The organism is Ruegeria sp. CDSA020 (assembly GCF_059612345.1).
In genome coordinates this window covers 86,101-100,345 of sequence record NZ_JBXWQK010000010.1, presented here as the reverse complement: position 1 = coordinate 100,345, position 14,245 = coordinate 86,101, and the positions used below count along the sequence as shown (strand labels likewise).

Genomic DNA, 14,245 nt, shown 5'->3' with positions numbered 1-14,245 from the left:
TGTAGGTGAGGGACGCTGATGGCACACGCAAAAAATCATGATTACCACATTCTGACCCCTTCGATCTGGCCACTGATCGGCGCTGCGGGCGGCTTTGTGATGTTGTTCGGAGCCGTCCTCTGGATGCACGGCGTCACCTCCTACATGTTCTGGGCCGGTCTTGTCGCGGTTCTTTACACCATGTTCGCCTGGTGGTCCGAAGTGGTGGCCGAAAGCCGTGTAGGCGATCACACGCCGGTCGTGCGCATTGGCCTGCGCTATGGGTTCATCCTATTCGTGATGTCCGAGGTGATGTTCTTCTTCGCCTGGTTCTGGTCGTTCTTCAAACACCGCATGTACCCGATGTACGACTATGCGGGCACCGAATACATCCAGCCAGATATCCACGCGGTTGACCCGTTCCACTTGCCGCTGATCAACACGCTGGTCCTGCTGCTTTCGGGCTGTGCCATCACCTGGGCGCACCACGCGCTGGTGCATGACAATGACCGCAAGGCGCTGATCAACGGCCTCGCTATTGGTATCGTTTTGGGCATCGCCTTTACCGCTCTGCAGGGCTTTGAGTACTACGAATTGCTGGCCCATGAGGGCTGGAAATTCGGTGGTGATCAGTTCTATTCGAACTTCTTCATGGCAACCGGCTTTCACGGCTTCCACGTGATTATCGGCACCATCTTCTTGTCGGTCTGTTTGATCCGGGCACTGAAGGGTGATTTCACGCCGGAAAAGCACGTCGGTTTCGAGGCCGCGGCCTGGTACTGGCACTTTGTTGACGTTGTCTGGCTGTTCCTGTTCTTCGCAGTCTATATCTGGGGACAAGCCCCTTTGATCTGACGCCGGACCGGTAATAAAATTGCAAAAGCCGCCCCCAAGGGCGGCTTTTTCTCTATCAGGGTGCAAGATTGCACCCGATACAAATGGGTGGTTGCAATTCAGTTCACACCGCCCTTAACAAGACGCCGGTTTCTGCAACAAGGTTTGACCCCGCCATGCGCCGCATAACTTTCCTGCTGATCTTCGGGCTCGCCGGTCTGGGCGTACTTGTGTCGCTGGGCGTCTGGCAGGTACAGCGGCTTGGGTGGAAACAAGACGTGTTGGCCGAGATTAACGACCGGATCTCTGCCGAGCCTGTTTCCCTGCCGCAGCAGCCTTCCGAGATACGGGACAAGTACCTACCGGTTTTCGTCCAGGGTGAGATGCAGCCGGGTGAAATCCATGTTCTGGTTTCGGTAAAACAGGTTGGTGCCGGCTACCGGGTTATCCAAGCTTTTGATACTGGAATTCAAAAGATACTAGTGGATCGGGGCTTTATCCTGACCACTGACAAGCAGGTAGACAGACAAACAGGGAAGATGGCGCTGACGGGCAATTTGCATTGGCCGGATGAGATCGACAGCTATACGCCCGAGCCAGATGTGGATGCCAATATCTGGTTTGCCCGCGATGTTCCCAATCTTGCTGCAGCTCTGGGAACCGACCCGGTTCTGGTGATCGCACGATCCCGGACCGATCCGAATTTGACACCTTTGCCGGTGAATACGGCAGGCATCCCGAATGATCACCTGGGATACGCAGTCACATGGTTTGGTCTGGCACTGGTCTGGGCTGCGATGACCGTTTATTTCCTGTGGCGCGGCCGCGCCCCATCAGAAAGTGAAGCGCAATGAAATATGTCTCAACCCGTGGGCAGGCGCCCGAACTGACGTTTGAAGAGGCGATGCTGACCGGGCTGGCCCGCGACGGCGGCCTGTATCTGCCCGCCGAGATCCCGGAGATGAGCCAGGATGACATCGCTGCTTTGGCAGGCCTGTCCTATGAGGAGATCGCCTTTCGTGTGATGTGGCCCTATGTCAGCGGATCATTTGGGGAAGATGAGTTCATACAGATCATTGCCCGCGCCTATAAAGGGTTCGGCCATGACGCCCGCGCACCGTTGAAGCAGTTGAACGAGAACCACTTCCTGCTGGAGTTGTTTCACGGCCCGACACTGGCCTTCAAAGACTTCGCCATGCAGCTAATCGGTCAGTTGTTCCAGGTAGCGCTGAAGCGTCGCGCGGATCGGGTGACTATCGTGGGCGCGACCAGCGGTGATACCGGTTCTGCCGCGATTGAGGCGTTCCGGGGGCTGGATGCGGTAGACGTGTTTATCCTGTATCCGCATGGCCGTGTATCTGAGGTGCAGCGTCGTCAGATGACCACACCTGCGGACGGCAATGTGCATGCTCTGGCCGTCGACGGGGACTTTGACGACTGTCAGGCCGCGCTGAAAGATATGTTCAACGATTTCGACTTCCGTGACGGTGTGAAACTGGCGGGGGTGAACTCGATCAACTTTGCCCGCGTGCTGGCACAGATCGTCTATTACTTCTCGGCCGCCGTCAGCCTTGGCGCACCGCATCGCAAGGTCAGCTTTACCGTGCCTACGGGTAATTTCGGGGACATCTTTGCGGGCTATCTGGCCAAACGCATGGGCTTGCCGATTGACCGGCTGGTAGTGGCGACCAACCAGAATGACATTCTGCATCGGTGTCTGGCAGGCGAAGGGTATTTCAAGGGAGACACGATCCCTTCGATCAGCCCTTCGATGGATATTCAGGTCAGCTCGAACTTTGAACGGGCGCTGTATTATGCCTATGACGAGGATGGCAATTCTGTGGCTCAGCTGATGGACGAGCTGAAGACGGGCGGCTTCAATGTCGACCAAGGCGCGATGGAAGCGTTGCGCGAAAGCTTCGACTCGGGCCGCGTGTCCGAAGAGGAAACACTGGCGACGATCACAGCCACGCTGGCCCACAGCACCGAACTGGTCTGCCCCCATACTGCCGTGGGTATCAAAGTTGCCGAGGAGCACCGCGACGCGAACGTCCCGATGATCACTTTGGCGACCGCACACCCGGCCAAGTTCCCGGCTGCGGTCGAGAAGGCGAGTGGCGTACATCCGCCTCTTCCCTCTCGCATGTCTGATCTGTATGAACGTCCGGAACGGGTGACCCGCATCGCCAATGATCTGGGCGCCCTTGAGGATCATATCAAAGGGCATATCGCCGAGTGACTGTCAGACAAGACCAACTGAAGAACGGATTCCGTATCGTCAGTGAACATATGCCGGGGCTGCAATCTGCGGCCATAGGCATCTGGGTAACCGCCGGTGCGCGCAATGAGCGGATCGAACAAAATGGCATAGCCCATTTCCTTGAGCATATGGCGTTCAAGGGAACCAAACGGCGATCCGCGCTACAAATTGCCGAAGCGATCGAGGATGTGGGCGGGTATATCAACGCCTATACTTCGCGCGAGGTGACGGCCTATTACGCGCGCGTTCTAAAAGACGATGTGGCGCTGGCGATGGATGTCATCGGTGACATCGTCCTGAACCCGATCTTCGATCCGCGCGAGATTGAGGTCGAACGCGGTGTGATCCTACAGGAAATCGGTCAGGCCTATGACACGCCCGACGATGTAATCTTTGACTGGCTGCAAGAGCAGAGCTATCACGACCAGCCCCTGGGCCGGACCATACTTGGCCCCACTGAACGCGTCAGCGCATTCTCGCGCGAGGATCTGTCGGGTTTCGTGGCCGAGCATTATGGCCCTGAACAGATGATCCTATCCGCTGCTGGTGCGGTTGATCATGATGCACTGATGAAAACGGCCGAAGAGATGTTTGGTCACCTGCAACCACGCAAGGGTTTGATCCCTGAAGTGGCCCGATTTACCGGTGGTGAGGCGCGGCAGGAGAAAGAACTGGAGCAAGCTCATTTCGCTTTGGCGCTGGAAAGCCCCGGCTATCGCGACGACGCGATCTATACCGCGCAGATTTATTCGACCGCGCTGGGCGGGGGTATGTCTTCGCGCTTGTTTCAGGAAGTTCGGGAAACACGCGGGCTTTGCTATACGATCTTTGCCCAGGCCGGCGCCTATGCCGACACCGGCACTACCACGATCTACGCGGGCACATCTGCGGATCAGATCGGTGAGTTGGCGACGATCACCATTGACGAAATGAAGCGTGCCGCCGAGGATATGAGCCCCGAAGAGGTCGCCCGTGCTCGTGCGCAAATGAAGGCCGGAATGCTGATGGGGCTGGAAAGCCCCTCGAACCGGGCCGAGCGTCTGGCGCGTCTGGTGCAGATCTGGGGACGGGTGCCGTCGCTTGAGGATACTGTTGCCAAGATTGACGCGGTCAGCACCGAAGATGTCCGCAGCTTTGCCGAGCAGATAGCAGCACAAGCGCCAGCGGCGCTGGCGCTTTATGGTCCGGTATCAGGTGCACCCACACTCGCGGACTTGCAGGAGAGGCGCGCGGCGTGATGCTTCTGGGCAGACGCAAGCTGAAACTTGAAACCGAGCGGCTCAGCTTGCGCCCGCCCGTGCACTCCGATTTTAATGACTGGGCAGCGCTGCGGCGCTCGTCCAGAGATTTTCTGACCCAGTGGGAGCCGATCTGGGCCTCGGACCACTTGAGCCGGAAATCCTTTACTAACCGTGTCTACTGGGCGCAGCGCTCGGTTGCGAGTGGGACGGCGATTCCGTTATTTCTGTTCCGGCGATCTGATGACCTGCTGGTCGGTGCGATCACCCTGGACAATGTGCGCCGTGGCCCAGCACAGGCGGGGACCCTGGGCTATTGGACGGGCCAAGCCTTTGCTCGCAACGGGTATATGCGCGAGGCTATTGGCGCGGTGGTCCATCATGCCTTCACGCGTTTAGACCTGAGCCGGATCGAGGCGGCCTGCCTGCCCGAAAACAAACCCTCGCGCGGATTGCTGGAAAGCTCGGGCTTTAAATACGAAGGCGTGGCGCAGTCCTATCTGCAGATTGACGGGCGCTGGCGAACGCATGTGTTATATGCCTGTCTGCGGTCGGACCGGCGCGGGAAGACAGAAGCGGGGTAGGTGGCCTCGGTGAGGCCATTGGGGCTCTGCCCCAAACCCCGAGGTATTTTTGGCCAGATGAACTAGGGGCATGACTTGGCGAGCTCTTGCGCTACAATCACGTCATGCGCTGGGTGGTTTTTGCATTGATGGTGATCTCGGGCGGGGCTGTGGCGCAGGAGCGTCGGCCAAGCCATTGCATCGCCATTGCGGATGCGGCGCCGGGGATCGAGTACCTGCATAAAGCAGCCTGGCAGGATCCGGTGCCGGAGCATTCGGTTCGGATCAGCTATGTCGCGCATGCGTCTTTCCTGATCCAGACGCAGGGCGGGTTGAACGCCGTGACGGATTTCACCGGGTTCATCGGCGGGGCCAGTCTGATTCCCGATGTGGTGACGATGAACCACGCCCATGGCACCCATTGGACCGAATACCCCGATCCCGCCATTCCGCATGTGCTGGAGGGGTGGGGCGTGTTCGGGGAGGGGATCGAACATCATCTGGATCTGGACGAGATGCTGGTGCGCAATGTCTCGACCGATATCCGTTCTGTTTATGGCGGGGTCGAAGAACGTGGCAATTCGATCTTTGTGTTTGAGGTGGCGGGCTTGTGTATCGGGCATCTGGGTCATCTGCACCACGTCCCATCGGACGCGCAATTTGCGGCCCTTGGGCGGTTAGATGTTGTCATGGCCGCCGTTGATGGCGGGACGACCATGCCGCTGCCCGAGATGATCTCGGTTCTGAAACGATTGAAAAGCTCGGTCATTATTCCGATGCATTGGTTTTCGGACTATTCGCTGGATCGGTTTCTGGCGGATGTCAGGGGCGATTTCCCGGTTGAGCGCGATGGCGTGTCGGAAATCACCGTATCCCTGCGCTCACTTCCGGACCGGCCAACGGTGGTTGTGTTAGAGCCGCAATACCTGATCGAGTTGGAATAGGGCTTGTCGGGACCTGTTGCCTTGGGCAAGGAATGGGCATGACCCTGAATCCCGCAGACGATCAATTCGCCCAATCAATTCGCGCCGCGTTGCCGGATGAAGTGCTGCGACCGGTCACCGCGCGATATCTCGAGGAGCCGCGCCGTCGGATTTCCGGGCAGGCGGGGGTGCTTGCGGTGCCCAGAACGGCCGAAGAGGTAGCGGTTCTGATCCGATTGGCTGCCGAGGCATCGGTCCCGGTGGTGCCATATGGGGGCGGCACCGGTGTTGTTGGCGGTCAGGTGACGTCGGACGGGCCTGCGCCTTTGCTGATCTCGCTAGAGCGGATGACAGCGATCCGGGCTGTCTATCCGACAGAGAATGTGATGATTGCAGAAGGCGGTGTGATCCTTGCAGATGTGCAGGCGGCTGCCGAAGGCGCGAACCGGTTATTTCCACTTTCCCTTGCCTCACAGGGGTCATGTAGGATCGGAGGGAACCTGTCGACAAATGCAGGGGGGGTTAACGTGTTGCGCTATGGAAACGCCCGTGACCTGTGTCTGGGCCTTGAGGCGGTTCTACCAAGCGGCGAAATCTGGCATGGGCTCAGCCGGTTGCGAAAGGACAATACCGGGTATGATCTGCGCAATCTTTTGATCGGAGCCGAAGGGACGCTAGGGATCATCACTGCGGCGGCACTCAAGCTGTTTCCCTGCCCTGAGGCGGTTGGAACGGCCATGGTTCAGGTCACCTCTGCCGAAGCGGCGGTTGATTTGCTGGCGCTGGCGCGGGACCTCATGGGGGACAGCGTCAGCGCATTTGAACTGATTCACCAACAGGGGCTTTTGTTCCTGAGTGAGGTTCTGCCAGACACGCGGCAGGCCTTTGCCGAGCCGCCCGAATGGTCTGTACTGATCGAGATTGGCTTGTCGATGGGCCAATCACCTGAAACCGCGTTTGAGGTGCTGTACGAGGCCGCTGAGGTACGTGGGCTGGTCACCGATGCGGTGATTGCCCAAAGTGAGGCGCAGCGGCAGGACATGTGGGCCGTGCGCGAGCGTATTCCGGATGCAAACCGGCTGATCGGGTCGGTCTCAAGCCACGATATCTCGGTGCCGATCTCGGCCATCCCAGAATTTATCCGGCGTGGTGCAGATGTTGTGGCCGCGCTTGGTCCGTATCGGGTGAACTGTTTCGGGCATCTGGGCGACGGGAACCTACATTACAATGTGTTTCCGCCAAACGGGCATTCCCGGTCAGAGTATGACGCCGAAAGTGCGAAGGTAAAAAGGGCCGTTCATGACCTTGTGCATGAATTCCAGGGATCCGTCAGCGCAGAGCACGGTATCGGGCGATTGAAGACCGAAGATCTGGAGCGATATGGCGATCCGGTCAAATTGAGCGCGATGCGGGCGATCAAATCGGCGTTGGACCCCAAAGGGATCATGAACCCCGGCGCTGTCCTGCGGCTGTAACTGCGGGATCGATCAGAGCCCTTCGAATTCGCACAGGACATGAACATCCATGCCCATCTCTTCCAGAACCTTGCGCCCGCCCAGTTCAGGCAGATCGATGATGAAGGAACATGACACGATCTCGCCGCCCAGCCGTTCGATCAGTTTGATCCCGGCGGCGGCGGTGCCTCCGGTGGCCAGCAGGTCATCCACGACGAGAATTTTCTCACCCGGTTGGATGGCATCATCGTGAATCTCGACGATAGCCTCGCCGTATTCCAGCGTGTAATCCTGGCTGATTGTTGTGCCGGGCAGCTTGCCCTTTTTGCGGATGGGGACGAAACCGACGCTCAGCTGATGAGCGATGGCGCCGCCCAATATGAAACCGCGCGCCTCAAGCCCCACGACTTTGTCGATCTGTTCGCCGGCATAGGGGTGCAACATCTGATCAATCGCCATACGAAACCCGCGCGGGTCTGCAAACAAGGTGGTGACATCCCGAAACATGATCCCTTCGTGCGGAAAATCGACGATGGTTCGGATGTAATCCTTGACCGACTTGTTTCTTGACATGACCAACCCCTTCTGGCGTCAAAACACGCAGGGTTGTTTGGCCCATTGGGGACGGTCATGCAAGAACAGAATGAATGTGCTGGCTTGCAATCTTCCTAGAACGTGCGATTGCCTATCTCACCGAAAAAACCAGATAGGTTTCCCAAGACGTCGTCTTTTTTTAGCCAATGCGTTGGTTCCGAAAAAGAATTACCTGAATTGAACACAGGCTACTTGCAAAGATTCCGCAAGGTTGTTAGCTGCCCATCATATGTTTTCTATATACTTAGTATATACGTTTCATTCCTTCTGAAGTCTTTTGGAGACAAAGTGCATGTCAGGGACAGATCGTAAGGTTTCAGCCAAAAAGGACAGCCAGCTGGTTCTGCGGCTGGATCGTGGCGAGCGCGATGCTTTTGTAGAGCTGTGCAGGGAACTCGACACGTCGGCGGCGCGAGAAATCAGGCGGTTTATTCGCGGATTTATGAATGATCACACTGCAGAATAGGCCCTCAGGCCGGGCGACGCAGGATTGATGTGGCGATCCCCATACCGATCAGGGTCAGTCCCCCGAAACGCGTCAATGCGCGAATGGTGCTTGCGCGGCCGATCATATGGCGCAGCCGATCTGCCAATAGGGCATAGGCCAATGTGTTCAACCAGGCCAGCCCAACGAAAGTGCCTATCAGGATCGCGAATTGAGGGCCCAAAGGTTCGGTAGGGCGCAGGAATTGCGGCACGAAGGCGATAAAGAACGCAATCGATTTGGGGTTCAGGGCGGTTACAGCGGCCGCGTGACCAAAGACGCCTCGCGCAGTGATATCTGCGCCGGGTTCAACCGCTTGCAGCCCCGCCGAAGGGGCGCTGCGGAGTAACTTGATACCCAGCCACACCAGATAGGCCGCGCCAATCCACTTCAATACGGAAAACAACGTAGCTGAGGCCAGAACCAATGCTCCCAATCCCAGCAATGAGGTCGTCATGGCCACCAAATCGCCAACCGCCACCCCGGTGGCCGAGGCTACGGCAACGCTGCGGCCTTTGGACAGCGCATAGCTGAGCACCAGCAGAACAGTGGGGCCGGGGATCAGCAGCAAAGCGGTGGATGCGGCCACAAAGGCCAGCCAGATGTCAAAGGGCATGTGATCTCCGATTAAGATACGCCAGTATCAAGCTTTGGTGACGAGCAAAGGTCAAGCCCCTGAGGGCCGGGTCACGCGGTGCATCAACGCCTCAAGCGGTCCGCGTCTGAAGCGCAGGAACCATAGCAGCGCAAATCCTGAGGACAGCACGCAGAAACCCAAGGCGTAGCCAACGATCTGTGGCGCGCTGAGCGATCCGTCCAGCAGGTCGGCCTCGTCCAGAATGCCCATCCCAATCACGATATGTGCGATATACAGCGTCAGGCTTTGCCGCCCAGGCGCAGTCAGCGCCATCGCGGCGCCCAGCCCTTGAATCCGCGGCCAGAGCTTTAGCAACAGGCCGATCACCACACAGGCGGTTCCAGCCCCGGCCAAAATGTAAAACGGCCCCGGAGGGATGGATTGAGTGCCCAGATAGGCGGCCAGGTCAGGATCGGTTGTCAGCTTTTGCGGAAACAGGGCCAGAACCGCTGCACCAAATCCCCACATGATCAACCGGTGCTGAACACAGACCGTCTGTAGTTGCGATCGCCCAATCGCCATACCGATCAGCAAGAACGCTGCCCAAGGTAGAACGGGGTGCCAACCATTGAACAGCAAGTTTCGTACAAAGCCCGGTATCGTCCACAGGTCGGTATGGGTCAGGGAAACCCAGTCCCATCCCTGATCATAGTCAAAGATAAGATTGGCGAGAACGGCCAGGACAACGACACTGCATGCGCCAAGCCACAAACCAAAGATGGACGAGGACAGAAACGCCGCGCCGACAACAAAATACAATGCATAGAAATGCAGGATATCGGCCTCAAACATGGTCATGTTGATCAGGCCAAGTACGAACAGAAATGCAGCCCGTTGTAACAGAATTCCAGCAGAAGGGCTGGACAGGCCAATACCGATCCCGGCCAGAATGACAAACAATGCAGCAGCACGACCTTCCAGTGCATCGACAAGCGCCGATGCCCAGTCATCTACCGGTTTGACCTGCGCCGCGATGCGAAAGTTCACCAGCACCATGCCGCAAAATGCCAGAAAGCGTGCGGCGTCCAGGGCCTCGAGCCGTTTCATTCCTATCCTCTTCGTTCCCTGCCGCCCATACCGAACTTAAAAGGCTGCCTTTCGGTTAAGTACTGATGCGGCCGACCGGAATAGGCGCTGATACCAATCGCTAGAGCACCCGCCCCGCGACTGCGTCCAGTTTCGCCAGCAGCGCCGGATCACGTTTTTCTGGCGCGGTCAGGATCGCGTATTCCAGCGCCCGGTCACACCCGTGCGGGCAGGGCAGGCGCTCTGCCCCCAGCAACTCTGGCAAGCCCTTGACCAGCGCCCGGCCTTTTTCGGCGTTCCCGGTCAGGGTGGCGATAATGGCGGTCACGTCGACCTCGCCATGGTCCGGGTGCCAACTGTCATAGTCGGTGACCATCGCGATCGAAGCATAACAAAGCTCGGCTTCTCGGGCGAGTTTCGCCTCGGGCATGTTGGTCATTCCGATCACATCGCAGCCCCAATGCTCGCGGTACATTTTGGATTCCGCCAGTGTCGAGAACTGCGGCCCTTCCATCGCCAGATAGGTGCCGTCGCGATGAATGTTGATGCCGGCAGCCTTGCCAGCAGTCTCACAAGCATCTGACAAACGTGGGCAGGTCGGGTGGGCGACGCTGACATGGGCCACGCAGCCGGAGCTGAAAAAGCTTTTCTCCCGCGCAAAGGTGCGGTCGATGAATTGGTCGACGACAACAAAATCTCCGGGCGCCATATGTTCGCGGAACGATCCGCAGGCCGAGACCGAGATCACATCCGTGATCCCCAGACGTTTCAGCGCGTCGATGTTGGCGCGATAGGGCACGTCCGTCGGCGAATGAATGTGGCCACGCCCGTGGCGAGGCAGGAACGCCATCTCTATCCCGTTCAGCGCGCCGGTCAGTATTTGGTCCGAAGGCTTACCCCAAGGCGTTTCAACCGAGACCCATTGCGCATTCTCCAATCCGTCGATGTCGTAAATGCCTGATCCGCCGATGACGGCAATCTTGGTCTGGGTCACTGGTTTTCTCCGATTTTGGTGCCTGTTCAGCGATTTGTGCGCTGCGCTGCATGGTTTGACAAGGGTGATCGCCCGGTGGATTTATCACTTTTTTCGCAGGGGTTCGGGTCGTTGCTATCCGAGCCAGGCAGAGCGTCAAGCCAAGGTGTGACGGCAACGAACCGACATCAATTCACCTATTCGCGAGATATGTGCTATGCGTGCTGCGCATATCAGCCTCCCGCCTGATGCGGTGGCTCAAAAACCGGTTCACAGATAGAAGTCCCTTTTTCGCGCGAACCCATAAACCAACAGGACGCCCTATGCCCCGAGCTATGCTGGCAAGCTTTGCCAATCGTATCGCCAAACCTGATCTTCGTTGGGTTCCGGATGAGGGGCTGACCGTCTCGCGCCTTCGGATCGAGCTGCTGTCCGGCCTGACGGTTGCACTTGCTTTGGTCCCAGAGGCGGTGGCCTTTGCGTTTGTCGCGGGCGTGCATCCTCTGGTTGGTTTGTATGCTGCGTTCATGGTGGGGCTGATCACTGCACTGATTGGTGGCCGTCCGGGAATGATTTCGGGCGCAACTGGGGCGCTGGCCGTGGTGATGGTTGCCTTGGTGGCAGAACATGGGGTCGAATACCTCTTCGCTACAGTGGTTTTGATGGGAATACTGCAGCTGATCGCAGGGGCGATGCACTGGGGGCGTTTTATCAGGCTGGTACCACATCCAGTGATGCTGGGGTTTGTGAACGGATTGGCCATCGTGATTTTTCTGGCCCAGATGGGCCAGTTCAAAGTTCCCGGCAGCATGGAAAACACGGGCCATGGCATGAGCGGTGGCGAATGGCTTTCCGGTATTCAGCTTTTTACCATGTTGGGTCTGGTCGGCCTGACTATGGCGGTGATCCTTATCGTGCCGCGCATTACACGCATTGTCCCGGCGCCTTTGGCAGGGATCATGGTAGTCGCAGCATTGGTGATTGGTTTTGGACTGGACGTCCCACGGGTGGGCGATCTTGCCTCGATCGAAGGTGGCTTGCCGCCGTTCCACATCCCGATGGTGCCGCTGAACTGGGAGACGTTTGAGATCATCCTGCCATACGCCGTCATATTGGCAGCGATTGGCCTGATCGAGTCGCTTCTGACCCTGAACCTTGTTGGCGAAATCACCGGCAAACGTGGTGGTGCCTCGCAAGAATGTATCGCCCAAGGGTTTGCCAATGTGGCCACTGGCTTTTTCGGAGGCATGGGCGGCTGTGCCATGATAGGTCAGTCCATGATCAACGTGAAATCAGGTGGGCGCACGCGCATTGCAGGTATCGCAGCGGCGCTGTTCCTGTTGGTATTCATCCTGTTCGCCTCCCCGCTGATTGAGCAGATTCCATTGGCCGCTTTGGTCGGGGTGATGTTCATGGTGGTGATCGGGACCTTCGCCTGGAACTCGTTCAAGATCATGCGCAAAGTGCCTTTGATGGACGCGTTTGTCATCGTGCTGGTGACTGTCGTGACCGTGATGGAGGACCTGGCGGTAGCGGTTGTTGTTGGTGTGATCGTCTCGGCTCTGGCTTATGCTTGGAATAACGCCAAGCGTATCCATGCAATCACCCGCGATTCACTGACGGAAAAAGGCGCAAAGGTCTACGAGATTCAAGGGCCGCTGTTCTTTGGTTCGTCCGAGGGATTTGTTGAGATATTCGACGTTTCAAACGACCCGGAAACCGTGATTGTCGATTTTGCCGAAAGCCGTGTGGTGGATCAGTCGGCATTGCAGGCCATCGAGAACATCGCTTCGAAATATGAAGCCGCAGGAAAGCGCGTCATGCTCCGCCACCTCAGTCGTGACTGTCACAAACTGCTGAACAAGGCAGGCCATTTGATGGTCGACAGCGATGATGACCCCGATTACGCGCTGGCGGTCGATTATTCTGTTCGCACCGGCATTCTGGGTGGGCACTGATTGTGAAAGGCGGCCAAATGGGCCGCCTTTTTTAGGGGGCTAATCGCTCCAGCATATCGACGTTTCCGGACAGCAGAGCACTTTCGGCTTCGGTAATCAGATCAGTTGGCCAATCCCACCACTTCAAAGCAAGCAGCCGGTCGATTGTACCGGCCTCAAACCGATACCGTCGTACCTCTGCAGGATTGCCTGTCACGATTGCATAAGGCGGTACTGTTCCGCGCACGACGGATCCTGCACCGATAATGGCGCCATCTCCGATTTTAGCGCCAGGCATGATCAAGGCACCGTATGCGATCCAAACGTCATTTCCGATCACGGTATCGCGCCTGTCAGGTTGATATTCCAACAGCTTTTCGGGATCGAAAACGGGAAAAGGATAGCATGTCGCCCCGCTCATGGCGTGATTGGCCGATGAAGTGATGAACCGGACCCCGTGGGCGATTTGACAGAATCTACCCAAGATAAGTTTTTCGCGGGAAAACGGGAATAGATAAGGGGCAAGGCGTTGCGCCCAATCCTCTGGTGCGTCGAAATCCGACGCATAGCTATATTCACCGGCTTCTATTCTGGGGTGGTCGATAGCCTGAGACAGGAAGACCGTTCCCGGGTGGTCCGAGCCGTCAGGCAATGTGATTGGGTATCGGCGCGATGCGTCAGGTAAAGGCATTAGTCATCCGGTCTTGAAAGGCTGAACAGCTCGGACGCGACCGAATAATCCCGGTAGCCAAGCCGTGCCAGTGGTTTGAAAGACGTCACATCGAATTTGCCATCCCGCATATGGTCGTCGTGCAGATGCACTCCTGTCACTTCGCCGAACACAACCCGGTTCGCCTGTCCGGGCAGGGTCACGATCTGCGTGAGCTTGCATTCCAATGCGGCTGGGGCACCTTCGACACGGGCGCAGGGGATGGTCTCGCATTCGATTGCGGTAAGGCCGGCGTGTTTGAACTCGTCGACATGTTTGGGCAGCGCGGCTGAACTGGCGTTCATTGCGTCGCGGTGGGCGTGGGCGACAACGTTCACGCAGAATACGCCTGTTGCCTCGATATTGGCGATGCTGTCCTTTCCACCGTCCTGATCGGCCTTGGTTCCGGTCGAGGCAAACATGACCTGCGGGGGTGTGTAGGCAACACCATTAAAGAACGAATAGGGCGCGAGGTTGTTGGTCCCATCCGCGCCACGGGTTGATATCCAGCCGATCGGGCGCGGGGTGATAATGGCGTTGAACGGATTGTGTGGCAGGCCGTGGCCGTCTTCTGGGCGATAGAACATAAGGTCTCCAAGCGTTTGCCCAAGGCGTAACGAAGTGCTAGGGCGAA

General features: G+C 57.6%; 15 protein-coding genes. 9 read left to right on the top strand and 6 right to left on the bottom strand.

Annotated elements, in window-relative coordinates; genetic code table 11:
• Window positions 1-18: 18 nt before the first annotated feature.
• From AC2FJW_RS16970 to AC2FJW_RS16940, 7 genes are all read left to right on the top strand, one after another.
• On the top strand, window positions 19-834 hold the full coding sequence (locus tag AC2FJW_RS16970) for a cytochrome c oxidase subunit 3 (RefSeq protein WP_142637996.1): 816 nt from the start codon (window positions 19-21) through the stop codon (window positions 832-834).
• A 155-nt stretch (window positions 835-989) separates the two neighbouring features.
• Window positions 990-1,667, top strand: coding sequence for an SURF1 family protein (locus AC2FJW_RS16965; protein ID WP_496750765.1), 678 nt, complete (start codon window positions 990-992; stop codon window positions 1,665-1,667).
• Window positions 1,664-3,052, top strand: a complete 1,389-nt coding sequence (thrC, locus tag AC2FJW_RS16960) for a threonine synthase (protein WP_496750764.1) — start codon at window positions 1,664-1,666, stop codon at window positions 3,050-3,052. Before AC2FJW_RS16965 ends, thrC begins: the two co-directional genes overlap by 4 nt.
• Window positions 3,049-4,311: a M16 family metallopeptidase gene (locus AC2FJW_RS16955; protein WP_142638002.1), complete on the top strand. Its 1,263-nt coding sequence runs from the start codon at window positions 3,049-3,051 to the stop codon at window positions 4,309-4,311. Before thrC ends, AC2FJW_RS16955 begins: the two co-directional genes overlap by 4 nt.
• Window positions 4,311-4,895, top strand: coding sequence for a GNAT family N-acetyltransferase (locus AC2FJW_RS16950; RefSeq protein ID WP_271950493.1), 585 nt, complete (start codon window positions 4,311-4,313; stop codon window positions 4,893-4,895). The genes AC2FJW_RS16955 and AC2FJW_RS16950 overlap by 1 nt, the downstream gene beginning before the upstream one ends.
• Window positions 4,896-4,999: 104 nt before the next feature.
• Window positions 5,000-5,818: an MBL fold metallo-hydrolase gene (locus AC2FJW_RS16945; protein WP_496708223.1), complete on the top strand. Its 819-nt coding sequence runs from the start codon at window positions 5,000-5,002 to the stop codon at window positions 5,816-5,818.
• 38 nt (window positions 5,819-5,856) lie between these two features.
• A complete protein-coding gene (locus tag AC2FJW_RS16940; protein ID WP_496750763.1) occupies window positions 5,857-7,272 on the top strand; it encodes an FAD-binding oxidoreductase in 1,416 nt (471 codons plus the stop codon).
• A gap of 12 nt (window positions 7,273-7,284) precedes the next feature.
• On the opposite strand, the gene AC2FJW_RS16935 is transcribed toward AC2FJW_RS16940, so the two are convergent.
• Window positions 7,285-7,824 (bottom strand): adenine phosphoribosyltransferase, encoded by a 540-nt coding sequence (locus tag AC2FJW_RS16935; RefSeq protein ID WP_142638010.1) that lies wholly within the window; start codon window positions 7,822-7,824, stop codon window positions 7,285-7,287.
• Between the two features lie 313 nt (window positions 7,825-8,137).
• On the opposite strand from AC2FJW_RS16935, the gene AC2FJW_RS16930 reads away from it, so the two are divergent.
• Window positions 8,138-8,311 (top strand): hypothetical protein, encoded by a 174-nt coding sequence (locus AC2FJW_RS16930; protein ID WP_281995766.1) that lies wholly within the window; start codon window positions 8,138-8,140, stop codon window positions 8,309-8,311.
• 4 nt (window positions 8,312-8,315) lie between these two features.
• Here AC2FJW_RS16930 and AC2FJW_RS16925 read toward each other — a convergent pair whose 3' ends face one another.
• The 3 genes from AC2FJW_RS16925 to AC2FJW_RS16915 all read right to left on the bottom strand — a co-directional run bounded on the left by AC2FJW_RS16925 (window position 8,316) and on the right by AC2FJW_RS16915 (window position 10,986).
• The gene (locus tag AC2FJW_RS16925) at window positions 8,316-8,945 is read right to left on the bottom strand and encodes a LysE family translocator (RefSeq protein ID WP_496750762.1); all 630 of its coding nucleotides are present in this window, start codon (window positions 8,943-8,945) and stop codon (window positions 8,316-8,318) included.
• A 51-nt stretch (window positions 8,946-8,996) separates the two neighbouring features.
• A complete protein-coding gene (locus AC2FJW_RS16920) occupies window positions 8,997-10,013 on the bottom strand; it encodes a DUF418 domain-containing protein (protein WP_496750761.1) in 1,017 nt (338 codons plus the stop codon).
• 100 nt (window positions 10,014-10,113) lie between these two features.
• Window positions 10,114-10,986: an S-methyl-5'-thioadenosine phosphorylase gene (locus AC2FJW_RS16915; RefSeq protein ID WP_496698019.1), complete on the bottom strand. Its 873-nt coding sequence runs from the start codon at window positions 10,984-10,986 to the stop codon at window positions 10,114-10,116.
• 302 nt (window positions 10,987-11,288) lie between these two features.
• Here AC2FJW_RS16915 and AC2FJW_RS16910 point away from each other — a divergent pair, with 302 nt between their 5' ends.
• On the top strand, window positions 11,289-12,923 hold the full coding sequence (locus tag AC2FJW_RS16910; protein WP_142638018.1) for a SulP family inorganic anion transporter: 1,635 nt from the start codon (window positions 11,289-11,291) through the stop codon (window positions 12,921-12,923).
• A 31-nt stretch (window positions 12,924-12,954) separates the two neighbouring features.
• Here AC2FJW_RS16910 and AC2FJW_RS16905 read toward each other — a convergent pair whose 3' ends face one another.
• Together AC2FJW_RS16905 and AC2FJW_RS16900 are read right to left on the bottom strand one after the other, a co-directional pair.
• A complete protein-coding gene (locus tag AC2FJW_RS16905) occupies window positions 12,955-13,593 on the bottom strand; it encodes a CatB-related O-acetyltransferase (RefSeq protein WP_496750760.1) in 639 nt (212 codons plus the stop codon).
• Window positions 13,593-14,198 (bottom strand): flavin reductase family protein, encoded by a 606-nt coding sequence (locus tag AC2FJW_RS16900; protein WP_142638022.1) that lies wholly within the window; start codon window positions 14,196-14,198, stop codon window positions 13,593-13,595. The genes AC2FJW_RS16905 and AC2FJW_RS16900 overlap by 1 nt, the downstream gene beginning before the upstream one ends.
• Between the last annotated feature and the right edge of the window lie 47 nt (window positions 14,199-14,245).